A 25,434-nucleotide genomic window follows, 5' to 3' on the forward strand; every position below is an offset into this window, starting at 1 on the left:
AATGGGTCTCGATTACCCAGTTTCACAAGATCCCATTTCCGCGATGGGCATTCCGGCTACCCTCCTCCTGTCTGACCCGCGAGACGACCATGGAAACCAACGAACTTCACCGAGGCCGACTGATCGACCATGTGCAACTGGTGGTGCGCGACCTGGCCGCAAGCCGCCGTTTCTACGAAGCGGTGCTGCAGGTGCTGGAGATCCCGATCAGCGGCGAAGGCGACGGATTCTTCTGGGCCGACGAGCTCGTCGTCAGCAGCCCCTCGAGCGAAGCCGCGCTAGGCGAGCTGACCGGTCGCCATCACCTGGCTTTTCAGGCGCGTGACGAAGCCATGGTGCAGGCCTTCCACCGTGCCGCCATCCTACACGGCGGCACGGACAACGGCGCGCCCGGCCCACGCGCCTACCATCCGGGCTATTTCGGGGCGTTCGTGCTCGATCCGGATGGAAACAACATCGAGGCGGTCTACCACGGCCCGGCCAAACGCAGCGCGCCGTCGGTCCACGTCACTTTCTAGGCCAGCGCGCACGGCATGCGCAGCCGGTGGCCGAAGGCCGGCCGTTCGTCAGGCCGGGGCGGTGGTCGCCTGCAGCCGCCGCACCATCCGGCGCAGGGCCAGGCAGAGCATCACATTGGCCACGGCCAGCACGGCCAGCAGCCACAGCGTGGCACCTGCCCCCCACTGCGTGAGCACGAAGCCGCAGGCGAGCGGCGTGAGCGCCTGGCAGAACAGCGACGACCGCGCCAGACGGCCCATGACCTCGGCATAAGCCGATGCGGGCACCAGGGCCAGCGGCAGCGTGCCACGGACCAGCGCACGCAAGCCGTTGCCGATACCGTAGAAGACAAGACCCAGCGCGGCGGCGGCGGGCACACTGCTGACGGCCAGCAGGCCCAGCGCCACGAACACCGTGGAGAACAGCGTCAGCCAGATCGCATGCAGGTTCTTGAGCGCCAGGCTCAGGCCCCGCACGGCCACCATGCTCGGACCGATCAACGCGCTCAGGGCAATCGCCGAGGCCGTGCTGTGCCCGGTGCCCTGCAGCAACACGACGATCTGCACCGACACGGCCGTCATCAGAATCGCAGCGATCGAAAACACCAGCGACAGCAGCGCGAACAGCTTCGGGTCCACACTCGACAGCCCGGATGCGGCCGAGGCCTTGGCGGGCACAGCCGTCGAGCCCGCACGGGCCTTCTCGGCCAGATCGGCCTTGTCGGCGACATCGGCCGGCAACGCTTTCCAATACATCGGTCCGATGGTCAGCGCAAGGAAGATGGCATAGGCCACGCAGGTGTAGCGCCAGCCGATGGCATCGTTCATCCAGGCCAGTACCGGCCAGGTCAGGGTGGTGGCAAAACCGCCGATCAGGGTCACCGACTGGATGGCCGGCCGTGCACGCTGGCCGTATTGCGTGCCCAGCGTGGCGAACAGCGGGTCGTACAGGCCCCCGGCCATGCCCACGCCGATCACGGCCCAGCCGATCACGAACACGGCGAAGTTGGGCGCCGCCGCCAGCATCAGCAGGCCGGCCGACACGATCCAGCCGGAGACCACCAGCAGATGCCGCCCCTGACCGCGGGCAATGTAGGCACTGGCGCGCGGCGACAGCAAACCCGAGATCATCACCCCCACGGTGAGCGCGCCGTAGATCCAGGTGAGCGACCAGCCCGTATCGCGATGGATGGGGTCGGCCAGCACCGTGAGCAGGAAAAACGAACCGCCCCAGATCACCACCTGGGCCAGGCCCATCAGCGCACTGGCCAGGAAGCGCGGCGGCTCGGCGAGGGAGGGAGCCGGTGTCATGCGCGCAGCCCCTCTGACGAATCGTCCGAAGGGCGGGAATGAGGGGCACGGCGGTACGGCATGGAGCGGCATTCTAGGGCAAACCCTGATCCTCTGCTGGCGCCGCCCCCGGGGGCTCACCGGGCGATCAATACCGGCCGCGCAAGGTCAATACGGCATTCCGGGGAGCACCGCAGATGTCGTAGCAGAAGGCATAGCCGAACGAACAGCGGCACGACCGCGCAGCGACGCGTCGGCATTGAGCGGACCGGTGGCATCGGCTTGGGCTGTCTCCGATGCGGTCATTCACGAGCACCGGATCGACACGGTGCTGACCCGGGCCGAAGCCAGCATCGTCATGTACAGGTCGGTCTTCATGCCGGTTCCCTGAAGGCGGTGGACTCGCACCCGGCTTTTCGGGTTGCGTCCCCGACCCCGCTTCTGCATGCTCAGGGGAACGACAGGAGACACGAACATGGAACATCCGGAATCATTCGAAACCGAGCAGCAGGCGCACGCATTCGCAGAGGCGGCAGGGCTCCAACGCTACAAGGTGGAGCCCCGCCCGGAATCGGTCGACGATCCCATGCCCTTGGGCGCGCAGAGCGTGATCCCCGCCATACGGTTCTTTATCGAATACGAGGTGTAGAACGGGTGCCGTGCGGCAGCCGTGGCCCGACAGGCGGATTCAGAAGCCGTCTTGAAGGATTGCGGACGGGAAAGGTCGCTGCGGGCAAAAGCCTAGGCAACGGGACAGAGTCGGGGTCGAAAATCCCCCGATCGTCCCCCGTCGAGGGCGACCCAAAAACCAGAAACCCCCGGAAGTGCGTTGAACTTCAACGTCTTTTCCGAGGGTTAAATTGGTAGGCGCGATTGGACTCGAACCAACGACCCCCACCATGTCAAGGTGGTGCTCTAACCAGCTGAGCTACGCGCCTGTCTCTGTTTGTCCGAGAACGCTATTGTAGCAAGCTTTTTTCGTCTTTTCGACTCGACTGCACTTTTTTCATTTTTTCTTGGTTTTCGGTTCACTGACGGCGCGCATGGCGCACGCCGGCGATGCGTCCGACGACGGACAGCACATGGGCAAGTCGGCCCGAATGCGTGACTTCGACGGTGAAGGTCATCCAGGCGATGCCCTTGACGGTGGAGGTCTGCACACCGATGACGTTCATGCTCTCTTTGGAGAACACTTCGGAGATGTCGCGCAGCAGGCCCTGGCGGTCGACGGCCTCGACCGCGATGTCGACCGGGTAGAAGGCCGGAAGATTGGCACTGCCGGTGGCCCACTGCACGTCGATCACCCGCTCGGGACTGCGCGACACCAGTTCGCGGAAGTTCGGGCAATTGCCGCGGTGGATGCTCACGCCCTTGCCCCGTGTGACAAAACCCCGGATCTCGTCGGGCGGCGCCGGCTTGCAGCAACGCGCGAGCTGGGTCAGCAGCGAATCCATGCCCACCACCAGCACACCGCTCTTCTGGTCGTCGGCCTTGGGTTTGCGCAGCAGCACCTCGTCGGCGGCGTCGTCGGCTTGCGGGCGCAGCAGGGTCTCGATGTTGCGCAGCGAGTATTCGTCCTTGCCCACCACCTCGAACAGGCTGTCCGCAGTCTTGAAGCCCAACTGGGCCGCCAGATCCTCGAGTCGGGTCGAGGTCTTGCCTTCGCGCTGCAGCAGGCGCTCGACCGCATCGCGCCCCTTGGCCACGTTCTCGTGGGCGACCTGGGCATTGAACCAGGCACGCACCTTGGACTTGGCCCGAGGGCTGGTCAGGAAACCCAGTTCGGGGTTGAGCCAGTCGCGCGACGGGCCGCCTTCCTTGGTCGAGATGACCTCGATGGTCTGGCCGTTCTGCAGCGGCGTGTTGAGCGTGACGAGCGTGCCGTCGACCTTGGCGCCCCGGCAGCGGTGGCCCAGGTCGGTGTGCAATGCATAAGCGAAGTCCACCGGCGACGCGCCCTTCGGCAGGTCGATGATGGCGGCGTCGGGCGTGAAGACGTAGATGCGGTCGTCGAACAGGCCGTCGGCGCCCAGGCTCGCCATGCGGGCCGACGACAGGTCGCGTTCCCAGGCCAGCAGCTGGCGCAGGATGGCGATCTTGGTGTCGTACTCGCTGTCGGCCGAAACCCCGGTATAGCCGGCGGAGCCGGCTTCTTTATAGGCCCAGTGGGCGGCCACGCCATGCTCGGCATGGTCGTGCATGGCCTGGGTGCGGATCTGGATCTCGACCGGGCGCCCCACCGCGTCGCGCACCACGGTGTGCAGCGACTGGTAGCCGTTGACCTTGGGCCGGGCGATGTAGTCGTCGAACTCGCTCGGCAACGGCGTGAACTCCCGATGCACCCAGTCGAGCGCGGTATAGCAGTTCGCGACTTCGGGCACCACCACCCGCAGCGCGAGGATGTCCAGCACCTGGTCGAAGTCGAGCGACTTGCCGCGCATCTTGCGCACGATGCTGTAGATGTGTTTGGGCCGGCCATGCACGACGGCCTTCAGGCCCAGCGCCGCCAGGCCGTCGGCGACGCGATGGCGCAGCGATTCGATGTAGGCCTCGCGCTCGACGCGTTTCTCGTCGAGCAGCTTGGCCACCGCCTTGTAGGTTTCGGGCTCGAGGAAACGGAAGGACAGGTCCTCCATCTCCCACTTGATCTGCCAGATGCCCAGCCGGTTCGCCAGCGGCGCGAAGACCTCGAGCGATTCGCGCGCGATGGCCGGCGAAGGCTGGAGTTTCTGAGCCGCGTGGAACCTGAGCGTCTGAAGGCGAGAGGCCAGTCGCAGCATCACCACACGCAGGTCGCGCGAGAAGGCCAGCAGCATGCGGCGCACGGCCTCGGCCTGCGAGGCATCGGCCGGACCGGCTGCCTGCGAACGGCTCTGCGCCTGGCGGGCCTGTTTCTGGAGCTGCACCAGCTTGGTGGTTTCCAGCGCAAGCTGGGCGTAGTCCTGGCCAAAGGCCTTGCCGATGACTTCGCCCGGCTTGTTGAGATGATCGCAGGTATAGACCAGATAGGCAGCGGCCTGCATGGCATCCGAGCCGCCGATGTGGCCGAGAATGGCCGCCACCGCATCCGCATGGGCGAGTGCGTTCTCGCCCGTCGACAGCACCTCGGTCCCGATGAGGGGGTCGGCAAAGGCGCGTGCACGCGACAGCGACTGGCTCTGCTCGAGCGCCGACTTGGCGGTGAATTCCTGGGAGGCAGCGGCCACGATGGGACTCACCGGATAGGCGACATCCGAACGCACCGGCGTCGGGGGCGGAGCGGCGAGAGGCACGGAACTGAGTTCTTGCACGGACATGCCTCAATCATCCAACAAAAACCGGCTCACGACTTGCAACTGGTCGTCCGAGACGAGCGTGGGCGCGTGTCCGGCCCCCTTGCAAGTGAAAAGCGTGGCACGGGGGCCTCGCTGCGTCATCTGCAAGGCGGCATCGTGCGACAGCAGATCGCTGTCCTCGCCACGCATCACGAGCGTCGGCACCTGGATACGGTCGTAGAGCGCCCACAGCAGTGCCTCGCCCTGCTCCCCGGCAGCGGGCGTCATGTCGCGAAAAGCCTGGGCGATGGCCGGGTCGTAGTGCAGGCGCCAACTGGTGTCCTCGGCCTGCGCCAGCATCGGCAGGGACAGCGCCAGCCACTGCTCGTCGGTGCATGGACCGAATCCGGGCGATACACCGTGCAGGTAGGCAGCGCCCTCTTCGGGGGTCTGGAACTGGACACCCGGCACGCCGAGGTAGCTGCCGATGCGCTGCAGGGCCGCCCACTGGATGGCCGGGCCGACGTCGTTCAGCAGCAGGCGGCGTAGACGCGGAGCCGGGGCGGCAGCCTGAACGGCGGGGTCCGACGGCGTGCCGTCGGGGGCGGACTGCAGCGCCCCGGTGGATGCCGGACTCGCCGCCATGGGCGCCAGATACCCCGAGGCCGCCAGGGCGATCAGCCCCCCCATGCTGGTGCCGACCCAATCGAAGAAACGATCGGGGCGCCCTGCGGCCAGTTGGGTCAGGAGCTGCAACAGGTCGACGGCATAGGTCGGCAGTTGATAGGCGTCGGGATCGGGCAACCAGTCGCTTTTGCCGCGCCCGACGATATCCGGGCAAACCACGGCCAGCGACCGGCCCGCGGCCTGCGCCTGCGACACCAGCGAACGGGCCAGCACGTCGAAGTCGCGACCCTGCCGGGTCAGGCCGTGGACGCAGACCACCACATGTGCCGCGTCTTCGTCGCCCCACTGCCACCATGCCATGCGATGGCCTCTCTGCGCATCCGGGCAGTTGAGGTAGGCGAGGCGGGGTTGGAGTATGGACATGGGCAGGGGTTTTGCGTGGATCGGGGCAAGTCGGGACAGAGGAACAAACAGGACGGCACAAAAGAAGCAGAGCCCGTCGATGCGTGTTGCAGCAGTGCCGCCCCCCTTCCTGTGAGACTGTAAGCGATGCGCATGCCAGGTGCGACGCTGATGCAATGCGTATTTACGATAGGCGGACCGCCTGAACCGGCAGTCCGCCGGACGGGCAGCCACAGGCATCGGCGATCGACCGGCACGGGCCTATCATGCCCCATGACCGTCGCCTGAAGCGTCAACTCTTTATGATGGTTTCATCACATGCAAATTCAAGAGCCTGTGATCATGAATCGTCGCACTTCACCTTCCAAAGCCAACGGAGATAGACCACCATGCTCAAAGGAAAGACAGCTCTCGTCACGGGATCGACCAGCGGGATCGGACTGGGCATTGCCCAGGCACTGGCCCGGCAAGGCGCCAACGTCGTGCTCAACGGCTTCGGCGATGTCGAGGGCCCCAAGCAGGCCGTGGCGGCCCTGGGTGTCGAGGTCGCCCACCACGGCGCCGACATGAGCAAGCCCACCGAGATCGCCGACATGATGGCCTTCGCGGCCGGCCAGTTCGGCGGCAAGGGCGTGGATATCCTGGTCAACAACGCCGGTATCCAGCATGTCTCGCCCGTGCAGGACTTTCCGGCCGACAAATGGGATGCCATCATCGCCATCAACCTCAGCAGCGCGTTCCACACCACCCGTCTGGCCCTGCCGTTCATGCTGACCGCCAACTGGGGACGTGTCATCAACATCGCCTCGACCCACGGCCTCGTCGCCTCGGCGGGCAAGTCGGCTTATGTCGCCGCCAAGCACGGCATCATCGGCCTGACCAAATCGGCTGCGCTGGAGACCGCCACCACCGGGGTCACCATCAACGCGATCTGCCCGGGCTGGGTGCTGACGCCCTTGGTGCAAAAGCAGATCGACGACCGCGCCAGCCGGGAGAACATCAGTGTCGACCAGGCCAAGAAAGATCTGCTGGGTGAAAAGCAGCCCTCGCTGCAGTTCACGACGCCCGAACAACTGGGCGAGCTGGCGGTATTCCTGTCATCGCCCGCCGCCGACAACGTGCGCGGCGTGGCATGGCAGGTCGACGGCGGCTGGACGGCGCAGTGACCGCCGGCCACCGAGGCAGGCCGGCGGCGCGCAACGATCGGCTCTTTCCGGCATCTGCGGGTTTGCACGGCTTACGTTGACGTTAACGTCAACGTAAAAAGGCTCTGGCGGATTTTCCCGCGACAGGAGTCATCGGCATGCGGATTTCAGGCAACGTCTTTATCGTCACCGGCGGCGCGTCGGGACTCGGCGAGGGCACGGCCCGCGCACTGGCCGCCCAGGGTGGGCGTGTGGTCGTGGCCGATGTTCAGGATGCGCGAGGGGCACAGGTCGCCGACGAGATCGGCGGCGTCTTCGTGCACTGCGACGTGACGCAGGAGGCCGACGGCCAGGCTGCGGTCGATGCCGCGTGCCGTCTGGGCATGCTGGCGGGCCTGGTGAACTGTGCGGGCATCGCCCCCGCCGAGAAAACCGTGGGCAAGCAAGGCGCGCACAATCTCGCGCTGTTCGGCAAGACCATCGCCATCAATCTGGTGGGCAGTTTCAATATGATCCGGCTGGCCGCCACCGCCATGAGCGCGAACCCGCCCGAGCCGACCGGCGAACGCGGCGTCTTGATCTCGACCGCCTCGGTGGCGGCCTACGACGGCCAGATCGGCCAGGCGGCCTATGCAGCATCCAAGGGTGGCGTGGTGGGCATGACGCTGCCGATCGCCCGCGACCTGGCCCGCAACGGCATCCGCAACATGACGATCGCGCCCGGCATCTTCGGCACGCCCATGCTGTTCGGCATGCCGCAAGAGGTGCAGGACGCACTGGCCGCCAGCGTGCCTTTCCCGTCGCGCCTGGGCACGCCGAACGACTACGCGCGCCTGGTGCTGCACATCCTCGACAACGACATGCTCAATGGCGAAGTGATCCGGCTGGACGGTGCCATCCGTCTGGCCCCTCGCTGACGACGACCGGGCCAAAAGGCGGCTGCAGCCTCCCGTCCCACATCGGAGACCCGTCCGGGACAGAGGAACGGCTAACATGGTGGTTCTGTTTGCCCGGCCCTCGCCTGGGCCTTTGTTGACCGCATGCCCTCTACCCACATTCCCTCCCCTCTGCAAGTCGTCGTGCTCGCTGCCGGAAAAGGCACGCGTATGAAAAGCAGGCTTCCCAAAGTCCTTCATCGCCTGGCAGGCCGCCCCATGCTCGGGCATGTGCTGGCAGCGGCAGCGGCGCTGGACCCCGAACGGGTGGTCGCCGTCACCGGCCACGGAGCCGCCGATGTCGCCGGCTACCTCGAGGGCACCGAATGGGCGTCGGCCCGATTCGACATCCGCACGGTCGTCCAGGAACCCCAGCTCGGAACGGGCCACGCCGTGCGGCAGGCCCTGCCCGAACTGGCAGGCGATGGCACCACCCTCATCCTGTACGGCGACGTGCCACTCACCTCCGCCACCACACTGCGCGCGCTGGTGGCCGCCAGCGCGCCCACCGAGCACGCCCCTCACGGCCGCCTGGCGCTGCTGACGATCGAGCTGCCCGACCCGACCGGCTACGGACGCATCGTGCGCAACGCCTCGGGTGAAGTGCTGGCCATCGTGGAACACAAGGACGCGACGGCCTCGCAACGGCTGATCCGCGAGACCAACACCGGGCTCATGGCGGTGCCGACCCGGCAACTCCGGCATTGGCTGCCGCGCCTGCGCGACGACAACGCCCAGGGCGAGTTCTACCTGACCGACATCGTCGCGATGGCGGTCGACGACGGTGTCCCGGTGGCCGGTGTCGCGGCCCCGAACCCGACGGAAGTGGCCGGCGTCAACAGCCCGGCCCAGTTGGCCGCTCTCGAGCGCGCGCTGCAGGCGCAGATCGCGCAAGACCTGCTCGAACAGGGCGTCCGCCTGGCAGACCCGGCCCGCCTCGACGTCCGTGGCACGCTGACCTGCGGGCAGGATGTGGAGATCGACGTCAACTGCGTCTTTCATGGCGACGTGACGCTGGGCGACGGTGTGCGCATCGGCCCCCACTGCGTGATCGGAAACGCACGGATCGAAGCGGACGCGGTGATTCACGCCTACACCCACATCGACGGCGAGCGGGCCGGCGTCTCGGTGGGCGCAGGCGCCCTGATCGGCCCGTTCGCCCGACTGCGCCCCGGTGCCAAACTGGGCCGCGAAGTGCATATCGGCAACTTCGTCGAGGTCAAGAACAGCACGCTGGCCAACGGCGCCAAGGCCAACCACCTGGCCTATCTGGGCGATGCCCAGGTCGGCGAGCGGGTGAACTTCGGCGCCGGCAGCATCACGGCCAATTACGACGGAGCCAACAAGCACCGCACGGTGATCGAGGCCGACGTCCATGTGGGCAGCAACTGCGTCCTGGTCGCGCCGGTCACCCTGGGTGCGGGCGGGACGGTCGGCGGCGGCTCCACCATCACCAAGCACACGCCGCCCGGCGCGCTCAGCGTGGCACGCGGCAAACAAGTCGTCATCGCCAACTGGAGCCGTCCGGCCAAGGCCCCGGCCCAAGCGCCCGGCCAGCCCCAGCCGGACGCCCCGGGCCCAGAGGCCTGACCGTCACGCCAGAGGCGGTAACGACACGACATCCCGACCCGGCTCCCGGCCGTTCACGACTGGGAGTCGACAGAACCCACGTTTTTGCATGCGGCCCCGTCCACCCGGACCGGGCCCTTCTCCACGATGAACAAACAGGCCATCGCGTCTTTTTTTGCCACCTTGCAGGCGGCCAATCCAGAGCCCAGGACGGAGCTGGAGTACAGCACGCCCTTCGAACTGCTGGCCGCCGTGCTGCTGTCGGCACAGGCCACCGATGTCGGCGTCAACAAGGCCACGCGCCGGCTCTATCCTGTGGCCAACACGCCTCAAGCCATCCTCGCACTGGGTTTCGACGGTCTGTGCGATTACATCAAGACCATCGGTCTGTACCGCAGCAAGGCCAAGCACCTGCTGGAAACCTGCCGCATGCTCGTCGAAGAGCACGGCGGCGAGGTGCCGCACAGCCGCGAGGCGCTCGAAAAACTGCCGGGCGTGGGCCGCAAGACCGCCAATGTGGTGCTGAATGTGGCCTTCGGCGAGCCGACCATGGCCGTGGACACACATATCTTCCGGCTCGGCAATCGCACCGGCATGGCACCCGGCAAGACCCCGCTGGAAGTCGAGCTCAAGCTGCTCAAGCGGGTGCCCAAGGCCTACCTGGTGCATGCCCACCACTGGCTGATCCTGCATGGCCGTTATGTCTGCCAGGCCCGCAAGCCGCAATGCTGGCACTGCACGGTCGCGCCCTACTGCGATTTCAAGCCCAAGACGCCCGCCCCTTGAAACGCGGCCGACCCCGCCGATTCCGCCATGCAAGACAGCCTGTTCCCGGACGACACGCCGCCCGAACCCCCACTCCGGCCCCGCCGCAACACGCCCCCGGCGGCCGGTCCGGATTCGGACGAAACCCCGGCGGCACCCGCGACCCGGCGAGCCCGCGACAGCGGCACCGTGCAGCCCATGCCCGCGACCCCGCAACAGCAGGCGCTGGCCGGCCGGTTGCCACCCAGCCTGCACATGGGGACCTCGTCGTGGCACTTCCCCGGCTGGGACGGCCTGGTCTGGCAAGGCGCCTATACCGAAAAACGCCTCTCCAGCCAGGGCCTCAAGGCCTATGGACAGCACGCACTGCTGCGCAGCGTCAGCCTCGACCGTGCTTTCTACCGGCCGCTGTCCACCCTGCAATACATCGAATACGCCGAACAGGTGCCCGAGACCTTCCGGTTCGTGGTGAAGGCCCCCGCCCTGGTGACCGACTCGCTGGTGCGAGGCGAACAAGGCCAGGGCAAACAGGACAACCCCGGATTTCTCGACCCGCGTCTGGCCGTCGACACCTTCATTCGGCCCGCCATCGAGGGCCTCGGGACCAAGGCCGGGGCCCTGGTCTTCCAGATCAGCCCCTTGCCCAGCCACTGGCTGCGGGCCATGCCGGTCGTGCTGGAGCGGCTTTCCCTGATGCTCGAAGCCGTGCGCGACGCACTCGACGGCGAGCAGGCGCTGCGCAGCCAGGCCCCCGATGTGGTGATTGCGGTCGAGGTGCGCGATGCCGCTTTCCTGCGGGCCGACATTCAGCCGCGGCTGGCCGAGGTGCTGTTGCAGCACGGTGCGACCTACTGTCTGGGCCTGCATGCCAAGATGCCGCCCATCGAGGCGCAACTGCCCTTGCTGCGGCGGCTCTGGCCCGGACCGCTGGTCTGCCGCTGGAATCTGCACCGCAAACACGGCGCCTACGGCTACCAGGCGGCCAAGGATCTTTACGAACCCTTCGACCGCATCCAGGATGCCGATCCCGAGACCCGCTCCCATCTGACACGCGTGATTTTCGCCACCGCGGCACGCGGCCTGCCCGCACTGGTGACCATCAACAACAAGGCCGAGGGCAGCGCGCCCCTGTCCGTCGAAGCGCTGGCGCAGGAAGTCGCCGCCGGACTGCAGGCTTCGGATACCCTATCGCCGCGATAGCATGGCATCGGCCCCACGGGGGCCGCGGGGCCTCTTGCTTTCTGTCACAATGCCGCAACCCTAGGTACGGCCCGGTCAAACGGGCCTCGACGACTCCCCTCAGAGCCTGCCGCCCTTGAAGAGGCGGGCCCCGTTCAAAGGAAAACACCATGGCCAGCGAACTCATCACCCATACCACCGACGCCTCCTTCCAATCCGATGTCATCCAGAGCGACAAGCCCGTCCTGGTCGACTTCTGGGCCGAATGGTGCGGTCCCTGCCGCATGATCGCTCCGATCCTGGACGACGTCGCGCAGGCCTACCAGGGCCGTCTGCAGATCACCAAGGTGAACGTGGACGAAAACCGCGACGTGCCCGGCCAGTTCGGCATCCGCGGCATCCCCACGCTCATGCTGTTCAAGAACGGCGAACTGGCGGCCACCAAGGTCGGCGCGGTCAACAAGGCCCAGCTCACGGCCTTCATCGACCAGCAGCTCGCCTGAGTTCACGCCCGACCCTGGCGGCCGCCCTTTCCGGACGGCCGCTCCGACCGGCCTGCGCACCCCGCAGGCCGGTCTCGCATCGAGGTGCCGGGAGGCACGCGGGCCGGCGATCCGGCTTCGAGCCGAATCTTTTTCCGGCCCTGTCCGCAAACCCCTTTGCATCGGGCGAACTTTACTGTCTATAATCTGTGCATTGACTGAGGCGGCCGCTTTCAAATCTTGAGCGCCCAGCTTCCTGCCAACTGGTGCACAGGCTGCATGGCCGCTATCCGGCCCCAGACGCCGCTCACGAAGCGCGCCCGCCTGCGGTATCCCCCTTCCCCCCCTACCTGATCCGTCAAGTCTTTCCGCCAGGAGCGGACCCTATGCATCTGAACGAACTCAAGGCACAACACGTGTCTGAAGTCCTCAAGCAGGCAGAAGCCCTTGAGATCGAAAACACTGGCCGCATGCGCAAGCAGGAGCTGATGTTTGCCATCATCAAAAAGCGTGCGCGTGCGGGCGAACAGGTGTTCGCCGACGGCGTGCTCGAGGTGCTTCCCGACGGCTTCGGCTTTCTGCGCAGCCCGGACACCAGCTTCACGGCCAGCACGGACGACATCTACATCTCGCCCAGCCAGATCCGCCGCTTCAACCTGCACACCGGCGACATGATCGAAGGCGAAGTGCGCACGCCGAAGGATGGCGAACGCTACTTCGCGCTCACCAAGCTCGACAAGATCAACGGCAACGCGCCCGAAGCCAACAAGCACAAGGTGATGTTCGAGAACCTGACGCCGCTGTTCCCCAAGGAACAGATGCGCCTGGAACGCGACCTCAAGACCGAAGAGAACATCACCGGCCGCCTGATCGACATCATCGCGCCCATCGGACGCGGCCAGCGCGCACTCATCGTCGCACCGCCCAAGAGCGGCAAGACCATGATGATGCAGCACATCGCGCATGCCATCACGGCCAACAATCCCGACGTGCACCTGATCGTGCTGCTGGTCGACGAGCGTCCCGAAGAAGTGACCGAAATGCAGCGTTCGGTGAAGGGCGAAGTGATCTCCTCGACCTTCGACGAGCCGGCCGCCCGCCACGTGCACGTGGCCGAGATGGTGATCGAACGCGCCAAGCGCCTGGTCGAGCTCAAGATGGACGTGGTGATCCTGCTGGACTCGATCACGCGTCTTGCCCGCGCCTACAACAACGTGGTGCCCTCCTCCGGCAAGGTTCTGTCGGGCGGCGTGGACTCGAACGCGCTGCAGCGCCCCAAGCGTTTCTTCGGCGCCGCACGCAATGTGGAAGAAGGCGGCTCGCTGACCATCATCGCCACGGCGCTGGTCGACACCGGCAGCCGCATGGACGAAGTGATCTTCGAAGAGTTCAAGGGTACCGGCAACAGCGAAGTGCACCTCAGCCGTCGGCTGTACGAAAAACGCGTGTTCCCGGCGATCGAGCTCAGCAAGAGCGGCACGCGCCGCGAGGAACTGCTGCTGGCCCCCGAAATCCTGCAGAAGACCCGCATCCTGCGCCAGTTCATCTACAACATGGACGAAATCGAGTCCATGGAGCTGATGATCAAGAACATGAAGTCGACCAAGACCAACGTCGATTTCTTCGACATGATGCGCCGCGGCGGCTGAACGCCGCAACCCGGTCTTTGCCGCCGCAAAGACCCCGCAGCCACTCGAAAAGCGCACCCCAGAGTGCGCTTTTCTGTATCCGGGACAGGCAGGCTTCGCACGGACTGGCGCGACCGGCCCCGTGTATGCGATAATCCCGGGTTCGCAGAAAGTGCTCCTTGGATTTTTTCACCAGCCGAATGGTTCGCCTGGGTCTAGGGAACGGCTCCCGCACCTGACTGCCCATAGGCAAGGAATTCCCATGAAAGAAGGCATCCATCCCGACTATCGCGAAGTCGTGTTCCTGGACATGTCCAACAACACCCAATTCGTGATCCGTTCGTGCGCCAGCACCAAGGAAAAGATCAAGCTCGAAGACGGCCGTGAACTGCCGCTGTTCAAGCTCGATACCTCCAGCGAATCGCACCCCTTCTACACCGGCACCCAAAAGTCGGTCGACACCATGGGCGGCCGTGTGGAAAAGTTCCGCAACAAGTTCGCTCGCGTGGGCGTCGCCACGAAGTAAGCATGCCATCCAGGCCGCTCCCGTGCTTCGGCGCGGGTGGCAGGCCCGGTGTTCTTGCACAAAAAAGGCAGCCGCTGATGCGTGCTGCCTTTTTGTTTTGTACTGAGCCGGCCCGCTCGCGCGCCGGCGCATTCACGTCAACGTGCTAGTCTGTGCGGCCTGGCCCAATACTGGGCAACGAGCCCCGACACAGCCGCCCGGCTGTATCGCAGGGCGTGAGCGCCAGCTGTATCCGCCTCACCCGATACCAACATGAACCGTCCATCACCCGCCATCGTCGCCCAATCCGCCGTCCGGCCGTTGCCGCGCCTGATCCTGCTGCTGGTCTGCGTGGTCTATGTGATGACGGGTTTCGTGGGCCGCGAACCCTGGAAGAACGCGGACATCGTGGGCTTCGGCTTCATGCAGCAACTCGCACAGGGTCAATCCGACCCGTGGCACCCCATGCTGCTCGACCAGGCCGCCAGCCAGGGCGTGGTCCTGCCCTACTGGCTGGGTGCCGGAGCCATGCAGTTGGCGCCCGACTGGATCCCCCTCGATTTTGCCGCCCGCGTGCCTTTCGCACTGCTGCTGGCGCTGGCGCTGTGCTGCACCTGGTACGCGGTCTACCACCTCGCACGCGATCCGCAGGCCCAGCCGGTGAGTTTTGCCTTCGGCGGCGAGGCCAGCCCCAAGGACTATGCGCGCGCACTGGCCGATGGCGGCCTGCTGGCCCTGATCGCCTGCCTGGGTCTGGGTCAAATCGGCCACGAGACCAGCCCGGCGCTGGTCGACCTGGCCATGTTTTCACTGATCTTCTATGGCGCCACGGCCGGTCCCTCGGTGCGCGGCTGGCCGATCCTGGCGACGGTGGCCGGCATCGTGGGCCTGACGCTCAACGGCGCCATGATTCCTGCCTGGCTGCTCTCCATCGGCGCCTGTCTGCTGGCCTGGCCCCGTCCGGTGCGGGCGTCCGGTGCTTCGTTCGAACGCCGCCTGTCCGACAAGCTGCCTTCGGGCTGGCACACCGGCTGGCAACTTCCGGCGGCGGTCGCGGGGGGTCTGGCGGCCAGCGTCTTTTTGCTGAACTGGCACACCACGCTGCCCTCCGATCCGATCGCGGCGCTGAGCCATGGCCTGGCCTACTGGACCACGGCCGATGCCTGGCGCAGTTGGGGCCGCTTGCTGCTGTGGTTCACCTGGCCGACCTGGCTGCTGGCCCTGTGGGCCCTGTGGCGCTGGCGCTGGCAGGTGCTGCAACGCCACATCGCGCTGCCGCTGTGGTTCGGTCTGGTGGCCCTGGGCACCGCATTCCTGCGCAACGGCGACGACCGCACGCTGCTGGCCGCGCTCCCTGCGCTGGCCGCACTGGCGGCTTTTGCGCTGCCCACGCTGCAACGCACGTTCTCGGCACTGATCGACTGGTTCACGCTGCTGTTCTTCTCGGGCTGCGCGATCTTTGCGTGGCTGGCCTGGATTGCCCTGCAGACCGGCTGGCCCCCCAAGATCCACCACAATGTCATCCGCCTGGTGCCCGGCTACGAGCCCGCGGTGGGCGTGCTGGCCCTGGCTGCCGGGCTGGCCGTGACGATCGCCTGGATCTGGCTGGTGCGCTGGCGCATCGGCCGCCATCGGCCTGTCATCTGGAAAAGCCTGGTGCTGCCGGCCAGCGGAGCGGCACTGTGCTGGGTGCTGCTGCTCACGCTGTGGCTCTCCCCGGTGGACTTCGCACGCAGCTACCAGCAGCAGATGGCCCGCCTGGCACCGCTGCTCACGGCGCAGTCCAGCTGTATCGAGGTGCATGGACTGACCTCCGCACAGGTGGCCGCCGTGCAGTTCTACGGCCGCTATCCGGTCAAGAAGGCCGGCGACGGCGCCAACTGCGCCTACCTCATCACCACGCCGCGGGCCCAGCTCGCCCTGCCCTACCGGGACGCCGGCCACCGCTGGTCGCTGATCGAGCCCGTGCAGCGCCTGGCCGACCGACGCGAGGACATGCTGCTGTTCCGCCGCATTCCGGGCTGAGCCCCTGCCGGGCGGCGGCGACCGGCGACGCCACCCGAGGTTTCCAAAACAACGCCAGTTGCGACTGCCGGCCCCGGACCCGGGGCGGCAGCGGACAACCCGGCCCAGCACTCCATCCATGTCCGAATTCAAGCTCCTCTTGCGCCACGCCCTGGCCATCTTCGCCGGACAACTGGCCACCATGGCCTATGCGGTGACCGACACCATCGTGGCAGGCCGCCATTCCGACCATGCGCTGGCGGCCCTGTCCGTGGGCACGTCCATCTTCGTCAGCGTCTACGTTTCGCTGATGGGGGTGATGCAAGCCTTGTTGCCGGCCTACGCCGAGCTTCACGGCGCACAGCGCCCGCTGGCCGTGGGCCGCACCTTCCGGCAGTCGCTTTACCTGTGCGCCGTGCTGGCAGTGCTGGGCATGGGCATCATGCTGTTTCCGGCTCCGCTGCTGCGCTGGGCGCAGGTGCCGGCCGAACTGCAGGCGGACGTGACGACCTATCTGCATGTGCTGGCCATGGCGTTTCCCATGGCCCTCCTGTTCCGCATGTACGCCACGCTCAACCAGGCGCTGGGCCATCCCTGGCTGGTCACCTCGCTGCAGGTGGCGGGGCTGGTGGCCAAGGTTCCGCTGTCGATCTGGTTCGTGTTCGGCGGCGCCGGCCTGGCGCCCATGGGCGTGGTCGGCTGCGCCTGGGCCACGGCGGCCATCAACACCCTGCTGTTCCTGCTGGGCGCGTGGATGATGCGTTACCAGTCCTTCTACAAGCCCTACGGCCTGTGGCAGCGGATCGAGCGGCCCGACTGGGTGCAGTTGCGCCGGCTGGTGCGGCTGGGCGTGCCGGCGGGCCTGACGTATGCCGTCGAGGTCACCTCGTTCACCGTGATGGCCCTGCTGATCGCACGCATGGGCACGACCGCACTCGCCAGCCACCAGATCGCCAGCAATCTGGCTGCGGTGCTCTACATGTTTCCGCTGGCCATGGCGCTGGCCTGCAGCGCCCGCACCTCGTACTGGCTGGGCGCGGGCCGGCCCGATCAGGCACGTCACGTGATCGTGCTCGGCTACAAGACCACGCTGGGCCTGGCCCTGGTGGCCGCTTTTGTGCTGACGATGCTTCGGCATCGGCTGGCGTCGGCCTACTCGGCCAACCCCGAGGTGGTGGCCCTGGCGGCCTCGGTGCTGCTGTGGATCGCGGCCTACCACCTGGCCGATGCTCCGCAGGTGCTGGGAGCCTTCCTGCTGCGCTGCTACGGCGTCACGCTGATGCCGTTTGCCGTCTACGGCACGCTGCTGTGGGGCCTGGCGCTGCCCGCCGGCTTTGCGCTGGCCTACAGCGGCCTGGGGCCGCTGCCGGCGCTGATGAGCCCGTCGGCGTTCTGGATGGCACAGGTCTGCGGGCTGAGCGTCATCGCAGCACTGCTCGCGGCCATGCTCTATCGGGCGGCACGCCGCGCGTGAGCGGCGGCGGCTCCTAGAATGGTCCGACGAACCATCAGGAGACACACATGAACATCGCGGGCAAATCCATCATCGTCACGGGCGCGGGCAACGGCATCGGCGAGGGCATCGCCCGTCATCTGGCCGCTCAGGGCGCGCGGGTGGTGGTCAACGACATCGATGCCGAACGCGGTGAACGCGTGGCGCAGGCCATTCGGGCCGAAGGCGGCACGGCAGCGTTCTTCAGGACGGACGTCACCCGGCGCGCCGAGGTGCAGCAACTGGTGGACGAGGCTCTTCTGCTCTACGGGCGGCTCGATGCCGTGGTCAACAACGCCGGCTGGACACACCGCAACAAACCGCTGCTCGAAGTCGACGAAGACGAATTCGACCGGGTCTATGCGGTCAACGTCAAGAGCCTCTACCTGACGACGCTGTGCGCCGTGCCGGCCATGCGCGCCAATCCGGGCGGCTCGGGGGGCAGCTTCATCAACATCGCCTCGACCGCAGGCATACGCCCGCGCCCCGGTCTGACCTGGTACAACGGCTCGAAAGGCGCGGTCATCACGACCAGCAAATCGATGGCCGCCGAATTGGGACCGGACAACATCCGGGTCAACTGCATCAACCCCGTGTTCAACCCCGATACCGGGCTCGCGGCCGAGTTCGCAGGCGGCACGCTCGACGAGGCCGCCCGTGCCCGTTTCCGGGCCAGCATCCCGCTGGGCCGGTTCTCGACGGCACGCGACGTGGCCCATGCCGTGCACTACCTGGCCAGCGACGAGGCCTCGTTCATTTCGGGGGTGTGCATCGAGGTCGACGGCGCACGCTGCGTCTAGGCCGACGGCTCGGGCAAGCCACGGCGCACATGCTCGACCAGGCGCAGCAGGCCGGGCGTCATCGACTTGGCCCGGTGCAGCACCAGGCTCAACGGCCGTGCCAGCGGCGGCAGCGGCGTGGCGAGCTCGACGAGCCGGCCGCTGGCCAGCGCATCGGCGACCACCCAGCGCGACAGGCAGGTGATGCCCAGCCCGGCCGAAACCGCCTGCTTGATGGCCTCTGAATTCGCAAACTGTATGCCTTCGTGCAGTTGGGGCACATGGGGCATCAGCATTTGCACGATGGTCTCGCGCGTACCGGAGCCGGCTTCGCGCAGCAGCCAGGTCGCACGCGCCAATTCCGCCAACGGCAACACGCCAGCACCGCCGTCCTGAGCCTTGCGATGCCAGCGCGATCCGGCGCCGGCAACGATGACCAGCTCGTCCGTCAGCCAGGGCATGACGGTCAGTTCGGGTTCGTGGCAAGGCCCTTCGATCAGTCCCAGGTCGAGCTCGAAACCCGCCACCTGGCTGGCGATGGCCTGCGTGTTGGCAATGGACACATGCGCATTCCATTGGGCCTGGCGTTCGGGCGGCAAGCTCCGCCGGAATGTCGCCAGCACGCCGGGCAGCAGGTAGTTGCCGATGGTCGTGCTGGCACCGATGCGCAGCCCTCCCGCCCCCGCTGCGTCGTCGAGCGCCCAGGATTCGATCGCCCGGGCGCCGTCCACCACGGCTAGCACGCGGGGCAGCAGCTCCTGGCCATGGCCATTGAGGCGCAGGCGCCGGCCGACACGATCGAACAAGGGCAGGCCCAGGCTGGACTCCAGCTCGTTGAGCGCGGCGCTGGTCGCCGACTGCGAGAGCCCGATGTCCTGAGCCGCCGCCGGCGTGCTGCCGGCGCGCGCGACGGCGGCAAAGATCTGCATCTGGCGCAAGGTGATGTGGAGCATGTGCAACAGGGAAACGGAAAAACAGGAAACGCAGCAACCGCCGGCGGGACATGGCGGAGGCCATCGACGACAGCGTGACGAGACTTGGGCGGGCCGCCACACGGTCGAACGACGGGGCAGTGGTTGCGTCAGTCACTCGATAACCTGTTTTTCAGGTTTAATCAATCTACATTATTCACTTTATCAGTTTATGCAATTTCTGTAGATTCATATCTGTCGAATGAATAACGAAAGAACCCATGCCTGCGATCGCCCCCCACGCCCCCCACACCGCACTGGCCGGACCGGGTGCCTCCGAAGGGCATGGCTGGGCAGCGCAATGGCCGCGCCTGCCCGGGCTGCTGGTCGCGCTGGGCATCGCCGCAATCGCCATCGCGATGGGTCGATGGCACTGGCTCGCCGACCACGGGCTGAGCCCGCTGGTGTTGGCCATCGCCCTGGGCATCGCGGCCGGCAACACGGTCTATCCGCGCTGGGCGGCGGCCTGCGACGCGGGTGTCGGTCACGCCAAGCAGACCTGGCTGCGGGCCGGCATCGTGCTCTACGGCCTGCGCCTGACGCTGCAGGACATCGCCCACCTGGGTTGGGCCGGCTTGGCCGTGGATGCGCTGGTACTGAGCAGCACCTTCGTGCTGGCGGTCTGGCTGGGCACCCGTTGGCTGGGCCTGGAGCGAAGCACGGCGGTGCTGATCGGGGCCGGCAGTTCGATCTGCGGAGCGGCGGCCGTGCTGGCCACGGCACCGGTGGCGCGCGCACGCAACGATCAGGTCGCCGTGGCGGTCGCCACGGTGGTGGTGTTCGGCACGCTGGCGGTCTTCATCTACCCCACGCTGGCTGCCGCGCTGCAACCGGCCGTGGGCGATCCCCGGTTTGCCGGACTCTACATGGGCTCGACCATCCATGAGGTCGCGCAGGTGGTGGCTGCCGGCCGCAGCCTGGGCGAAGGCACGGCCGACATGGCCATCGTCGCCAAGCTGGTGCGGGTGCTGATGCTGGCGCCGTTCCTGGTGGCACTGTCGTGGTGGCTGGGCCGCGACCGGTCGGGCCGGGACGGACAGTCCGGCCATGCCGGCCGGCAACCCGCGATTGCCGTTCCGTGGTTTGCCGTCGCCTTCATGGCGGTGGTGGCGCTGCATTCGCTGTTCCCGCTGCCCGCTGTCGTGAGCCAGGCGGCCATGACACTGGACACCGTGCTGCTGGCCACGGCCATGGCGGCGCTCGGCCTGGGCACGCACCACACCGCGATCCGGCGCGCCGGCATCAGACCCCTGATCCTGGCCAGTGTGCTGTTCGCCTGGCTGCTGGGTGGCGGCGCCCTCATCAACGCCGTCGCACTGCGCCTCGGCTGATCGCAGCCGGCCACGATTCAAAAAACAAACGGGGCCATTTTCCTAGGGATTGGTGCCGGCCTGCATACGAATTCAGCCATTCGCCCTGACAATAAAGGCATGCCCCGCGTGATTCCACTGATCGACCAGCGGCTGGCCAGCCTGGCCGGCCGCGCGCTGCCGCATGGGCCATCCGCCCCCACCGGACACCTACTCGACGGACGCGGCCGGCCCTTGCGCGACCTGCGCATCAGCGTGATCGATCGCTGCAACTTTCGCTGCAGCTATTGCATGCCCAAGGAAAAGTTCGGCAAGGACTATCGTTATCTGCCGCACCAGGCCCTGCTGACTTTCGAGGAAATCTCGCGCCTGGCGCGTCTCTTTGCCGCCCACGGCACGCGCAAGCTGCGCCTGACCGGCGGTGAACCCCTGCTGCGCAAGGATCTCGAGGTGCTGGTGGCCCAGCTCGCCGCCATCCGCTCGGCAGACGGCCTGCCGCTCGACCTCACGCTGACCACCAACGGTTCGCTGTTGGCCCGCAAGGCCGCGACCCTGCGCGATGCGGGTCTGCACCGCGTCACGGTCAGCCTCGATGCGCTGGACGACGCGGTGTTCCGGCGCATGAACGATGTCGACTTCCCCGTCGCCGACGTGCTGCACGGCATCGAAGTCGCGCAGGCGGTCGGCCTGGGCCCCGTCAAGGTCAACATGGTGGTCAAGCGCGGCGTCAACGACCATGAAATCGTCGCCATGGCCCGGCACTTCCGTGGCACGGGCGTGGTCTTGCGTTTCATCGAGTACATGGACGTCGGCAGCAGCAACGGCTGGCGCATGGCGGACGTCGTGCCCTCGCGCGAGGTTCTGGCGCGCCTGTCCGCGCACTGGACACTCGAGCCTCTGGATGCCTCGACCCCCGGCGAGACCGCACAGCGCTGGGCCTATGCGGACGGCGGCGGCGAGATCGGCCTGATCAGCAGCGTGACCCAGGCCTTCTGCGGAGACTGCAACCGGGCACGCCTGTCGACCGAGGGCCAGCTTTTTCTGTGCCTGTTCGCCAACCGGGGCCACGATCTGCGCAGCCTGTTGCGCGGGGGAGCCAGCGACGAAACGCTGAGCCGTGCCATCGCGGCCGTCTGGAGCGGTCGGCAAGACCATTATTCGGAACAGCGCGGAGCGGCCGGGGCCGAGATCCAGCCCGAGGACCGCATCGAGATGAGCTACATCGGCGGTTGACGGCGTAGACGGCGCCAGTCGGCCCTGCGCCCTTATCGGCGGTCCACCAGCGCGTGCGCAATCGTGCCCAGGTCCACGTATTCCAGTTCGCTGCCCACGGGCACGCCCCGGGCCAGCCGGGTGACCGCGACGCCCTTGGACTTGAGCCGTTCGGAGATCACATGCGCGGTGACTTCACCCTCTGCGGTGAAGTTCGTGGCCAGGATGACCTCTTGCACCACGCCATCCTCGGCGCGCTCGAACAGCTTGGCCAGTCCGATGTCGCGCGGACCGACGCCGTCGAGCGGACTGAGCTTGCCCATGAGCACGAAGTAGAGCCCCTTATAGGCCCCCGTGCGTTCGAGTGCGGCTTCGTCGGCAGGCGTTTCGATGACGCACAGCTTGCTGCGGTCACGCCCCGCGTCGCGGCAGACCGCGCAGACGTCGTCGTCGGTCAGCGTATTGCACAGCCGGCAATGGCGGACATCGCGGGCGGCCTGCTGGAGTGCCTGCGCAATGAGCTGGGCGCCTTCGCGGTCGTGCTGCAGCAGGTGGTAGGCCATGCGCGAGGCCGACTTGGCCCCGACGCCGGGCAACCGGCGCAGCGCCTCGGTCAGGGCGGCGACCGACGCGCTCATGCCCCGGCCTTCGTGGCAAAGGCCGGCAACAACCGAAGGAGACGAGGCAGCAGCAAGTCCGCTCCGATCAGAACGGCAGCTTCATGCCGCCAGGCAGGCCGGCGGAGAGCTTGCCCATCTTTTCCTGCTCGACATCGGCAGCCCGGCGCACGGCGGCGTTGAAGGCTGCGGCCACCAGGTCTTCGAGCATGTCCTTGTCGTCGGCCAGCAGGCTGGGATCGATCTCGATGCGCTTGACGTCGTGCTTGCAGGTCATCGTGACCTTGACCAGGCCGGCACCGGATTCGCCCTGCACCTCGATCAGCGCCAGCTCTTCCTGGGCTTTCTTGAGGTTGTCCTGCATGGCCTGAGCCTGCTTCATGAGACCGGCGAGTTGTCCTTTGTTGAACATGATGGTGTTTCCTTTGAGAGTACGAATGTGGGGATGAAGGCGGGGTCCACAAACCAGACCGGCATTGTGGCACCTGCGGCCGGCCGGCCGGACCCGCCGTGCGAAATCGCGGGCTCAGTCGACCGGTGCGATGCTGCCCGGCACCACGCGTGCATCGAAATCGCGGATCAGCGCCTGGACGTAGGGATCGGCCATGATGCGCTCGCGCGCGGCCTCGAGCCGCTCGGCCTGCGCCAGCGCCTGCCGTTTGGCCGGGCTGTCCTTGACCGTGCCGACCTCGACCTGCAGTTTGACGGCATGGCCCGCTTCGGCCAGCACACCTTGCAGGCGTTCGCGCAGCGCGGCCGATGCCAGCGACTCGCTTTCGACACGCAGGTGCCACAGGCCCTCGTCGCGGGCAATCAATTGAGACTGGATGGCGAGCTGCCGGACCATGGCGGTGACGGCCTTGCTGGCACAGAGCGATTCCACCAGTTCGAACCAGACATCGCCTTCCGGCGTCGGTACCAGTTCGGGCGGCGGCACATCGGCTGCGGCAGCGCGGGTCACGCGTTGCTCGGTACGGGCTCCGGGCTCGGGCTGCTGGCGGACGGGGATGTTGAGCACGCGTCCGGCGTCACCGCGAACGGCCTCGTTGCGCTTCGCCGCATCGGCGGATGCGGCAGGCGCCGGACGATCGGACAGGTCGCGGTTCTCGGGCGCACTGCCCTCGCCCCAGCCGTCGGCCATGCTCTGCCAGGAGGCGGCTTCGGAATCCTCCCAGGGCGGCACGTCGTCGGCGACGGCGGGCTGCGCCGCAGCGGGCGCCGGCCGGCTCGCGGCGGCGGCAGGCCGGGGCTGCTGGGGTGCGGGCTGGCGTTGAGGCGCAGCAGAAGGCGCGGGCACCTCGGAGGCCGGGGGCCGGGCGACCGGCTCCACCGCCGTGGCAGCATCCGGTTCGCCACGCTGGGCGACCGGTCTTTCGGCCGGAGCGGGAGTCGAAACGGGGGGCGGGATCGCCGCCGTGGCCGGAGCGGCTGCTGCAGGCGATCGCGCCGGTTCGGCGGGGGTCGGTTGGACGGCCGGCGCCACCGCGCCGGCACCGGGATTCGGCGCACCCTGCGCGGCCTGCAAGGCCGGCGCAGGCGGCGGAACCGGAGCAAAAGCCGGCGATTCAGCTTTCAGCGCTGTTTTTTTTTCAGCCGAGGCTGCCGAGCCCTCTGCCGAAGCCGGCTTGAACGCCAGCAGCCGCAGCAGCGTCATGGTGAGCGCCGCATACTCGTCGGGTGCCAGGCCCAGTTCGCCGCGGCCGTGCAGGCACAGGCTGTAGAGCAGTTGGGTCTCGTCGGCCGGCATCAGGGTCGCCAGCCGCCGGATGTCCGCGGCTTCCGGGTCGGCCGAATCGGGAGTCATGTCGGGCACCGCCTGATGCACGGCCATGCGCTGGAGCACAAACGTCATTTCTTCCAGCGTGGAGGCGGCCGACAGCCCATGCAGCCGCAGGGTGTCCGAGGTCTCGACCACGGTGCGGCCATCGTTCTGCGCCAGGGCTTCGATCAGCCGCAGCACATAGGTGCGGTCGACGGCACCCAGCATCTGGCGCACCGGAGCCTCATGCAGCTCGCCGCTGCCGAAGGCGATGGCCTGGTCGGTCAGGCTCAGCGCATCGCGCATCGAGCCGCGCGCCGCACGGGCCAGCAGACGCAGGGCCTGGGGTTCGGACGAGACCTGCTCGGCCGCCAGCACACGCGTGAGGTGATCGAGCACCGTATCGGGCGCCATCGGGCGCAGATTGAACTGCAGGCAACGCGAGAGGACCGTCACCGGTACCTTCTGGGGATCGGTGGTCGCGAGCACGAACTTCAGGTATTCGGGGGGCTCCTCCAGCGTCTTGAGCATGGCGTTGAAGGCATGATTGGTCATCATGTGCACTTCGTCGATCATGAAGACCTTGAAGCGGCCCTGGACCGGCTTGTAGACCGCCTGCTCGAGCAGCGACTGGATCTCGTCGACGCCACGGTTGGAGGCGGCGTCGAGCTCGGTGTAGTCGGGAAACCGGCCGCTGTCGATGTCGCGGCAGGCGGCACAGACGCCGCAGGGCGTCGCCGTGATGCCGCCCTGGCCGTCGGGGCCGGTGCAGTTGAGCGACTTGGCCAGAATGCGCGAGACCGTGGTCTTGCCCACGCCGCGCGTTCCGGTGAAAAGATAGGCATGGTGCAGGCGCTGCTGCGTGAGCGCATTGCTCAGAGCCTGCACCACATGTTCTTGCCCGACGAGTTCGGCAAAATTCTTGGGTCGGTATTTGCGGGCCAGCACGAGATAGGACATGGGCGGCATTCTAAGGTGAGCGGAGGCCCTGTTCACGCAGCAGCCGGATTCC

The 25,434-nt window shown here is 67.1% G+C and carries 22 protein-coding genes and 1 tRNA gene; 15 read left to right on the top strand and 8 right to left on the bottom strand.

Annotated elements, in window-relative coordinates; all coding sequences use genetic code 11:
* Positions 1-89: 89 nt before the first annotated feature.
* Positions 90-518 carry a VOC family protein gene (locus EC845_RS05990; RefSeq protein ID WP_123296251.1) on the top strand — a complete coding sequence of 143 codons (429 nt, stop codon included), beginning with the start codon at positions 90-92 and terminating at the stop codon, positions 516-518.
* Between the two features lie 48 nt (positions 519-566).
* Here EC845_RS05990 and EC845_RS05995 read toward each other — a convergent pair whose 3' ends face one another.
* Positions 567-1,808: an MFS transporter gene (locus EC845_RS05995; protein ID WP_199739733.1), complete on the bottom strand. Its 1,242-nt coding sequence runs from the start codon at positions 1,806-1,808 to the stop codon at positions 567-569.
* A 454-nt stretch (positions 1,809-2,262) separates the two neighbouring features.
* Here EC845_RS05995 and EC845_RS22325 point away from each other — a divergent pair, with 454 nt between their 5' ends.
* On the top strand, positions 2,263-2,436 hold the full coding sequence (locus tag EC845_RS22325; RefSeq protein WP_158615639.1) for a hypothetical protein: 174 nt from the start codon (positions 2,263-2,265) through the stop codon (positions 2,434-2,436).
* 212 nt (positions 2,437-2,648) lie between these two features.
* Here the strand turns inward: EC845_RS22325 and EC845_RS06000 are convergent.
* The 3 genes from EC845_RS06000 to EC845_RS06010 all read right to left on the bottom strand — a co-directional run bounded on the left by EC845_RS06000 (position 2,649) and on the right by EC845_RS06010 (position 6,091).
* Positions 2,649-2,725 (bottom strand) — tRNA-Val (locus tag EC845_RS06000).
* Between the two features lie 90 nt (positions 2,726-2,815).
* A complete protein-coding gene (locus EC845_RS06005) occupies positions 2,816-5,083 on the bottom strand; it encodes a bifunctional (p)ppGpp synthetase/guanosine-3',5'-bis(diphosphate) 3'-pyrophosphohydrolase (RefSeq protein ID WP_123296252.1) in 2,268 nt (755 codons plus the stop codon).
* Positions 5,084-5,086: 3 nt separating this feature from the next.
* Entirely contained in the window at positions 5,087-6,091 is a 1,005-nt protein-coding gene (locus tag EC845_RS06010; protein WP_233597939.1) for an alpha/beta fold hydrolase, read from the bottom strand.
* 368 nt (positions 6,092-6,459) lie between these two features.
* Here EC845_RS06010 and EC845_RS06015 point away from each other — a divergent pair, with 368 nt between their 5' ends.
* The 11 genes from EC845_RS06015 (at position 6,460) to EC845_RS06065 (ending at position 18,574) form a co-directional block, all read left to right on the top strand.
* On the top strand, positions 6,460-7,236 hold the full coding sequence (locus tag EC845_RS06015; RefSeq protein ID WP_123296253.1) for a 3-hydroxybutyrate dehydrogenase: 777 nt from the start codon (positions 6,460-6,462) through the stop codon (positions 7,234-7,236).
* Between the two features lie 137 nt (positions 7,237-7,373).
* Positions 7,374-8,132 carry a 3-hydroxyacyl-CoA dehydrogenase gene (locus EC845_RS06020; RefSeq protein ID WP_123296254.1) on the top strand — a complete coding sequence of 253 codons (759 nt, stop codon included), beginning with the start codon at positions 7,374-7,376 and terminating at the stop codon, positions 8,130-8,132.
* A gap of 123 nt (positions 8,133-8,255) precedes the next feature.
* Positions 8,256-9,740 carry a bifunctional UDP-N-acetylglucosamine diphosphorylase/glucosamine-1-phosphate N-acetyltransferase GlmU gene (gene glmU / locus EC845_RS06025; RefSeq protein WP_123296255.1) on the top strand — a complete coding sequence of 495 codons (1,485 nt, stop codon included), beginning with the start codon at positions 8,256-8,258 and terminating at the stop codon, positions 9,738-9,740.
* Positions 9,741-9,866: 126 nt separating this feature from the next.
* Entirely contained in the window at positions 9,867-10,505 is a 639-nt protein-coding gene (nth, locus tag EC845_RS06030) for an endonuclease III (protein WP_123296256.1), read from the top strand.
* Between the two features lie 27 nt (positions 10,506-10,532).
* Positions 10,533-11,684, top strand: coding sequence for a DUF72 domain-containing protein (locus EC845_RS06035; RefSeq protein ID WP_199739734.1), 1,152 nt, complete (start codon positions 10,533-10,535; stop codon positions 11,682-11,684).
* Positions 11,685-11,833: 149 nt separating this feature from the next.
* Positions 11,834-12,166 (top strand): thioredoxin TrxA, encoded by a 333-nt coding sequence (gene trxA / locus EC845_RS06040; RefSeq protein WP_123296257.1) that lies wholly within the window; start codon positions 11,834-11,836, stop codon positions 12,164-12,166.
* Positions 12,167-12,531: 365 nt separating this feature from the next.
* Positions 12,532-13,794 carry a transcription termination factor Rho gene (rho, locus tag EC845_RS06045; protein ID WP_123296258.1) on the top strand — a complete coding sequence of 421 codons (1,263 nt, stop codon included), beginning with the start codon at positions 12,532-12,534 and terminating at the stop codon, positions 13,792-13,794.
* Positions 13,795-14,035: 241 nt separating this feature from the next.
* The gene (locus tag EC845_RS06050; protein ID WP_123296259.1) at positions 14,036-14,299 is read left to right on the top strand and encodes a type B 50S ribosomal protein L31; all 264 of its coding nucleotides are present in this window, start codon (positions 14,036-14,038) and stop codon (positions 14,297-14,299) included.
* A 252-nt stretch (positions 14,300-14,551) separates the two neighbouring features.
* Positions 14,552-16,303, top strand: a complete 1,752-nt coding sequence (locus EC845_RS06055) for a hypothetical protein (protein ID WP_123296260.1) — start codon at positions 14,552-14,554, stop codon at positions 16,301-16,303.
* Positions 16,304-16,421: 118 nt separating this feature from the next.
* Positions 16,422-17,756, top strand: a complete 1,335-nt coding sequence (locus EC845_RS06060) for an MATE family efflux transporter (RefSeq protein ID WP_123296261.1) — start codon at positions 16,422-16,424, stop codon at positions 17,754-17,756.
* A gap of 47 nt (positions 17,757-17,803) precedes the next feature.
* A complete protein-coding gene (locus EC845_RS06065) occupies positions 17,804-18,574 on the top strand; it encodes an SDR family oxidoreductase (protein WP_123296262.1) in 771 nt (256 codons plus the stop codon).
* Here EC845_RS06065 and EC845_RS06070 read toward each other — a convergent pair.
* Positions 18,571-19,506: a LysR family transcriptional regulator gene (locus EC845_RS06070; protein WP_123296263.1), complete on the bottom strand. Its 936-nt coding sequence runs from the start codon at positions 19,504-19,506 to the stop codon at positions 18,571-18,573. The two genes, EC845_RS06065 and EC845_RS06070, sit on opposite strands and share 4 nt — an antisense overlap.
* A 239-nt stretch (positions 19,507-19,745) precedes the next feature.
* On the opposite strand from EC845_RS06070, the gene EC845_RS06075 reads away from it, so the two are divergent.
* Positions 19,746-20,855 (top strand): YeiH family protein, encoded by a 1,110-nt coding sequence (locus EC845_RS06075; RefSeq protein ID WP_123296264.1) that lies wholly within the window; start codon positions 19,746-19,748, stop codon positions 20,853-20,855.
* Between the two features lie 99 nt (positions 20,856-20,954).
* Entirely contained in the window at positions 20,955-22,067 is a 1,113-nt protein-coding gene (gene moaA, locus EC845_RS06080; protein WP_123296265.1) for a GTP 3',8-cyclase MoaA, read from the top strand.
* A 32-nt stretch (positions 22,068-22,099) separates the two neighbouring features.
* On the opposite strand, the gene recR is transcribed toward moaA, so the two are convergent.
* The 3 genes from recR to dnaX all read right to left on the bottom strand — a co-directional run bounded on the left by recR (position 22,100) and on the right by dnaX (position 25,382).
* Positions 22,100-22,684: a recombination mediator RecR gene (recR, locus tag EC845_RS06085; protein ID WP_123296266.1), complete on the bottom strand. Its 585-nt coding sequence runs from the start codon at positions 22,682-22,684 to the stop codon at positions 22,100-22,102.
* Between the two features lie 67 nt (positions 22,685-22,751).
* Complete coding sequence (locus EC845_RS06090) at positions 22,752-23,075, bottom strand: YbaB/EbfC family nucleoid-associated protein (protein WP_123296267.1); 324 nt, start codon at positions 23,073-23,075, stop codon at positions 22,752-22,754.
* 114 nt (positions 23,076-23,189) lie between these two features.
* On the bottom strand, positions 23,190-25,382 hold the full coding sequence (dnaX, locus tag EC845_RS06095) for a DNA polymerase III subunit gamma/tau (protein ID WP_123296268.1): 2,193 nt from the start codon (positions 25,380-25,382) through the stop codon (positions 23,190-23,192).
* Positions 25,383-25,434 lie beyond the last annotated feature (52 nt).

The organism is Comamonas sp. BIGb0124 (genome assembly GCF_003752175.1).
GTDB lineage: Bacteria > Pseudomonadota > Gammaproteobacteria > Burkholderiales > Burkholderiaceae_C > Comamonas_F.

Bases quoted from the DNA above. Each gene is read 5' to 3' on its own strand.
- EC845_RS05990 (WP_123296251.1), top strand. From the start codon at position 90: ATGGAAACCAACGAACTTCACCGAGGCCGACTGATCGACCATGTGCAA.
- dnaX (WP_123296268.1), bottom strand. From the start codon at position 25,382: ATGTCCTATCTCGTGCTGGCCCGCAAATACCGACCCAAGAATTTTGCC.
- EC845_RS22325 (WP_158615639.1), top strand. From the start codon at position 2,263: ATGGAACATCCGGAATCATTCGAAACCGAGCAGCAGGCGCACGCATTC.
- EC845_RS06035 (WP_199739734.1), top strand. From the start codon at position 10,533: ATGCAAGACAGCCTGTTCCCGGACGACACGCCGCCCGAACCCCCACTC.
- EC845_RS06055 (WP_123296260.1), top strand. From the start codon at position 14,552: ATGAACCGTCCATCACCCGCCATCGTCGCCCAATCCGCCGTCCGGCCG.
- EC845_RS06050 (WP_123296259.1), top strand. From the start codon at position 14,036: ATGAAAGAAGGCATCCATCCCGACTATCGCGAAGTCGTGTTCCTGGAC.
- EC845_RS06070 (WP_123296263.1), bottom strand. From the start codon at position 19,506: ATGCTCCACATCACCTTGCGCCAGATGCAGATCTTTGCCGCCGTCGCG.
- trxA (WP_123296257.1), top strand. From the start codon at position 11,834: ATGGCCAGCGAACTCATCACCCATACCACCGACGCCTCCTTCCAATCC.
- EC845_RS06090 (WP_123296267.1), bottom strand. From the start codon at position 23,075: ATGTTCAACAAAGGACAACTCGCCGGTCTCATGAAGCAGGCTCAGGCC.
- recR (WP_123296266.1), bottom strand. From the start codon at position 22,684: ATGAGCGCGTCGGTCGCCGCCCTGACCGAGGCGCTGCGCCGGTTGCCC.
- rho (WP_123296258.1), top strand. From the start codon at position 12,532: ATGCATCTGAACGAACTCAAGGCACAACACGTGTCTGAAGTCCTCAAG.
- EC845_RS06015 (WP_123296253.1), top strand. From the start codon at position 6,460: ATGCTCAAAGGAAAGACAGCTCTCGTCACGGGATCGACCAGCGGGATC.
- EC845_RS06075 (WP_123296264.1), top strand. From the start codon at position 19,746: ATGCCTGCGATCGCCCCCCACGCCCCCCACACCGCACTGGCCGGACCG.
- nth (WP_123296256.1), top strand. From the start codon at position 9,867: ATGAACAAACAGGCCATCGCGTCTTTTTTTGCCACCTTGCAGGCGGCC.
- EC845_RS06005 (WP_123296252.1), bottom strand. From the start codon at position 5,083: ATGTCCGTGCAAGAACTCAGTTCCGTGCCTCTCGCCGCTCCGCCCCCG.
- EC845_RS06060 (WP_123296261.1), top strand. From the start codon at position 16,422: ATGTCCGAATTCAAGCTCCTCTTGCGCCACGCCCTGGCCATCTTCGCC.
- EC845_RS06020 (WP_123296254.1), top strand. From the start codon at position 7,374: ATGCGGATTTCAGGCAACGTCTTTATCGTCACCGGCGGCGCGTCGGGA.
- EC845_RS05995 (WP_199739733.1), bottom strand. From the start codon at position 1,808: ATGACACCGGCTCCCTCCCTCGCCGAGCCGCCGCGCTTCCTGGCCAGT.
- moaA (WP_123296265.1), top strand. From the start codon at position 20,955: ATGCCCCGCGTGATTCCACTGATCGACCAGCGGCTGGCCAGCCTGGCC.
- EC845_RS06010 (WP_233597939.1), bottom strand. From the start codon at position 6,091: ATGTCCATACTCCAACCCCGCCTCGCCTACCTCAACTGCCCGGATGCG.
- EC845_RS06065 (WP_123296262.1), top strand. From the start codon at position 17,804: ATGAACATCGCGGGCAAATCCATCATCGTCACGGGCGCGGGCAACGGC.
- glmU (WP_123296255.1), top strand. From the start codon at position 8,256: ATGCCCTCTACCCACATTCCCTCCCCTCTGCAAGTCGTCGTGCTCGCT.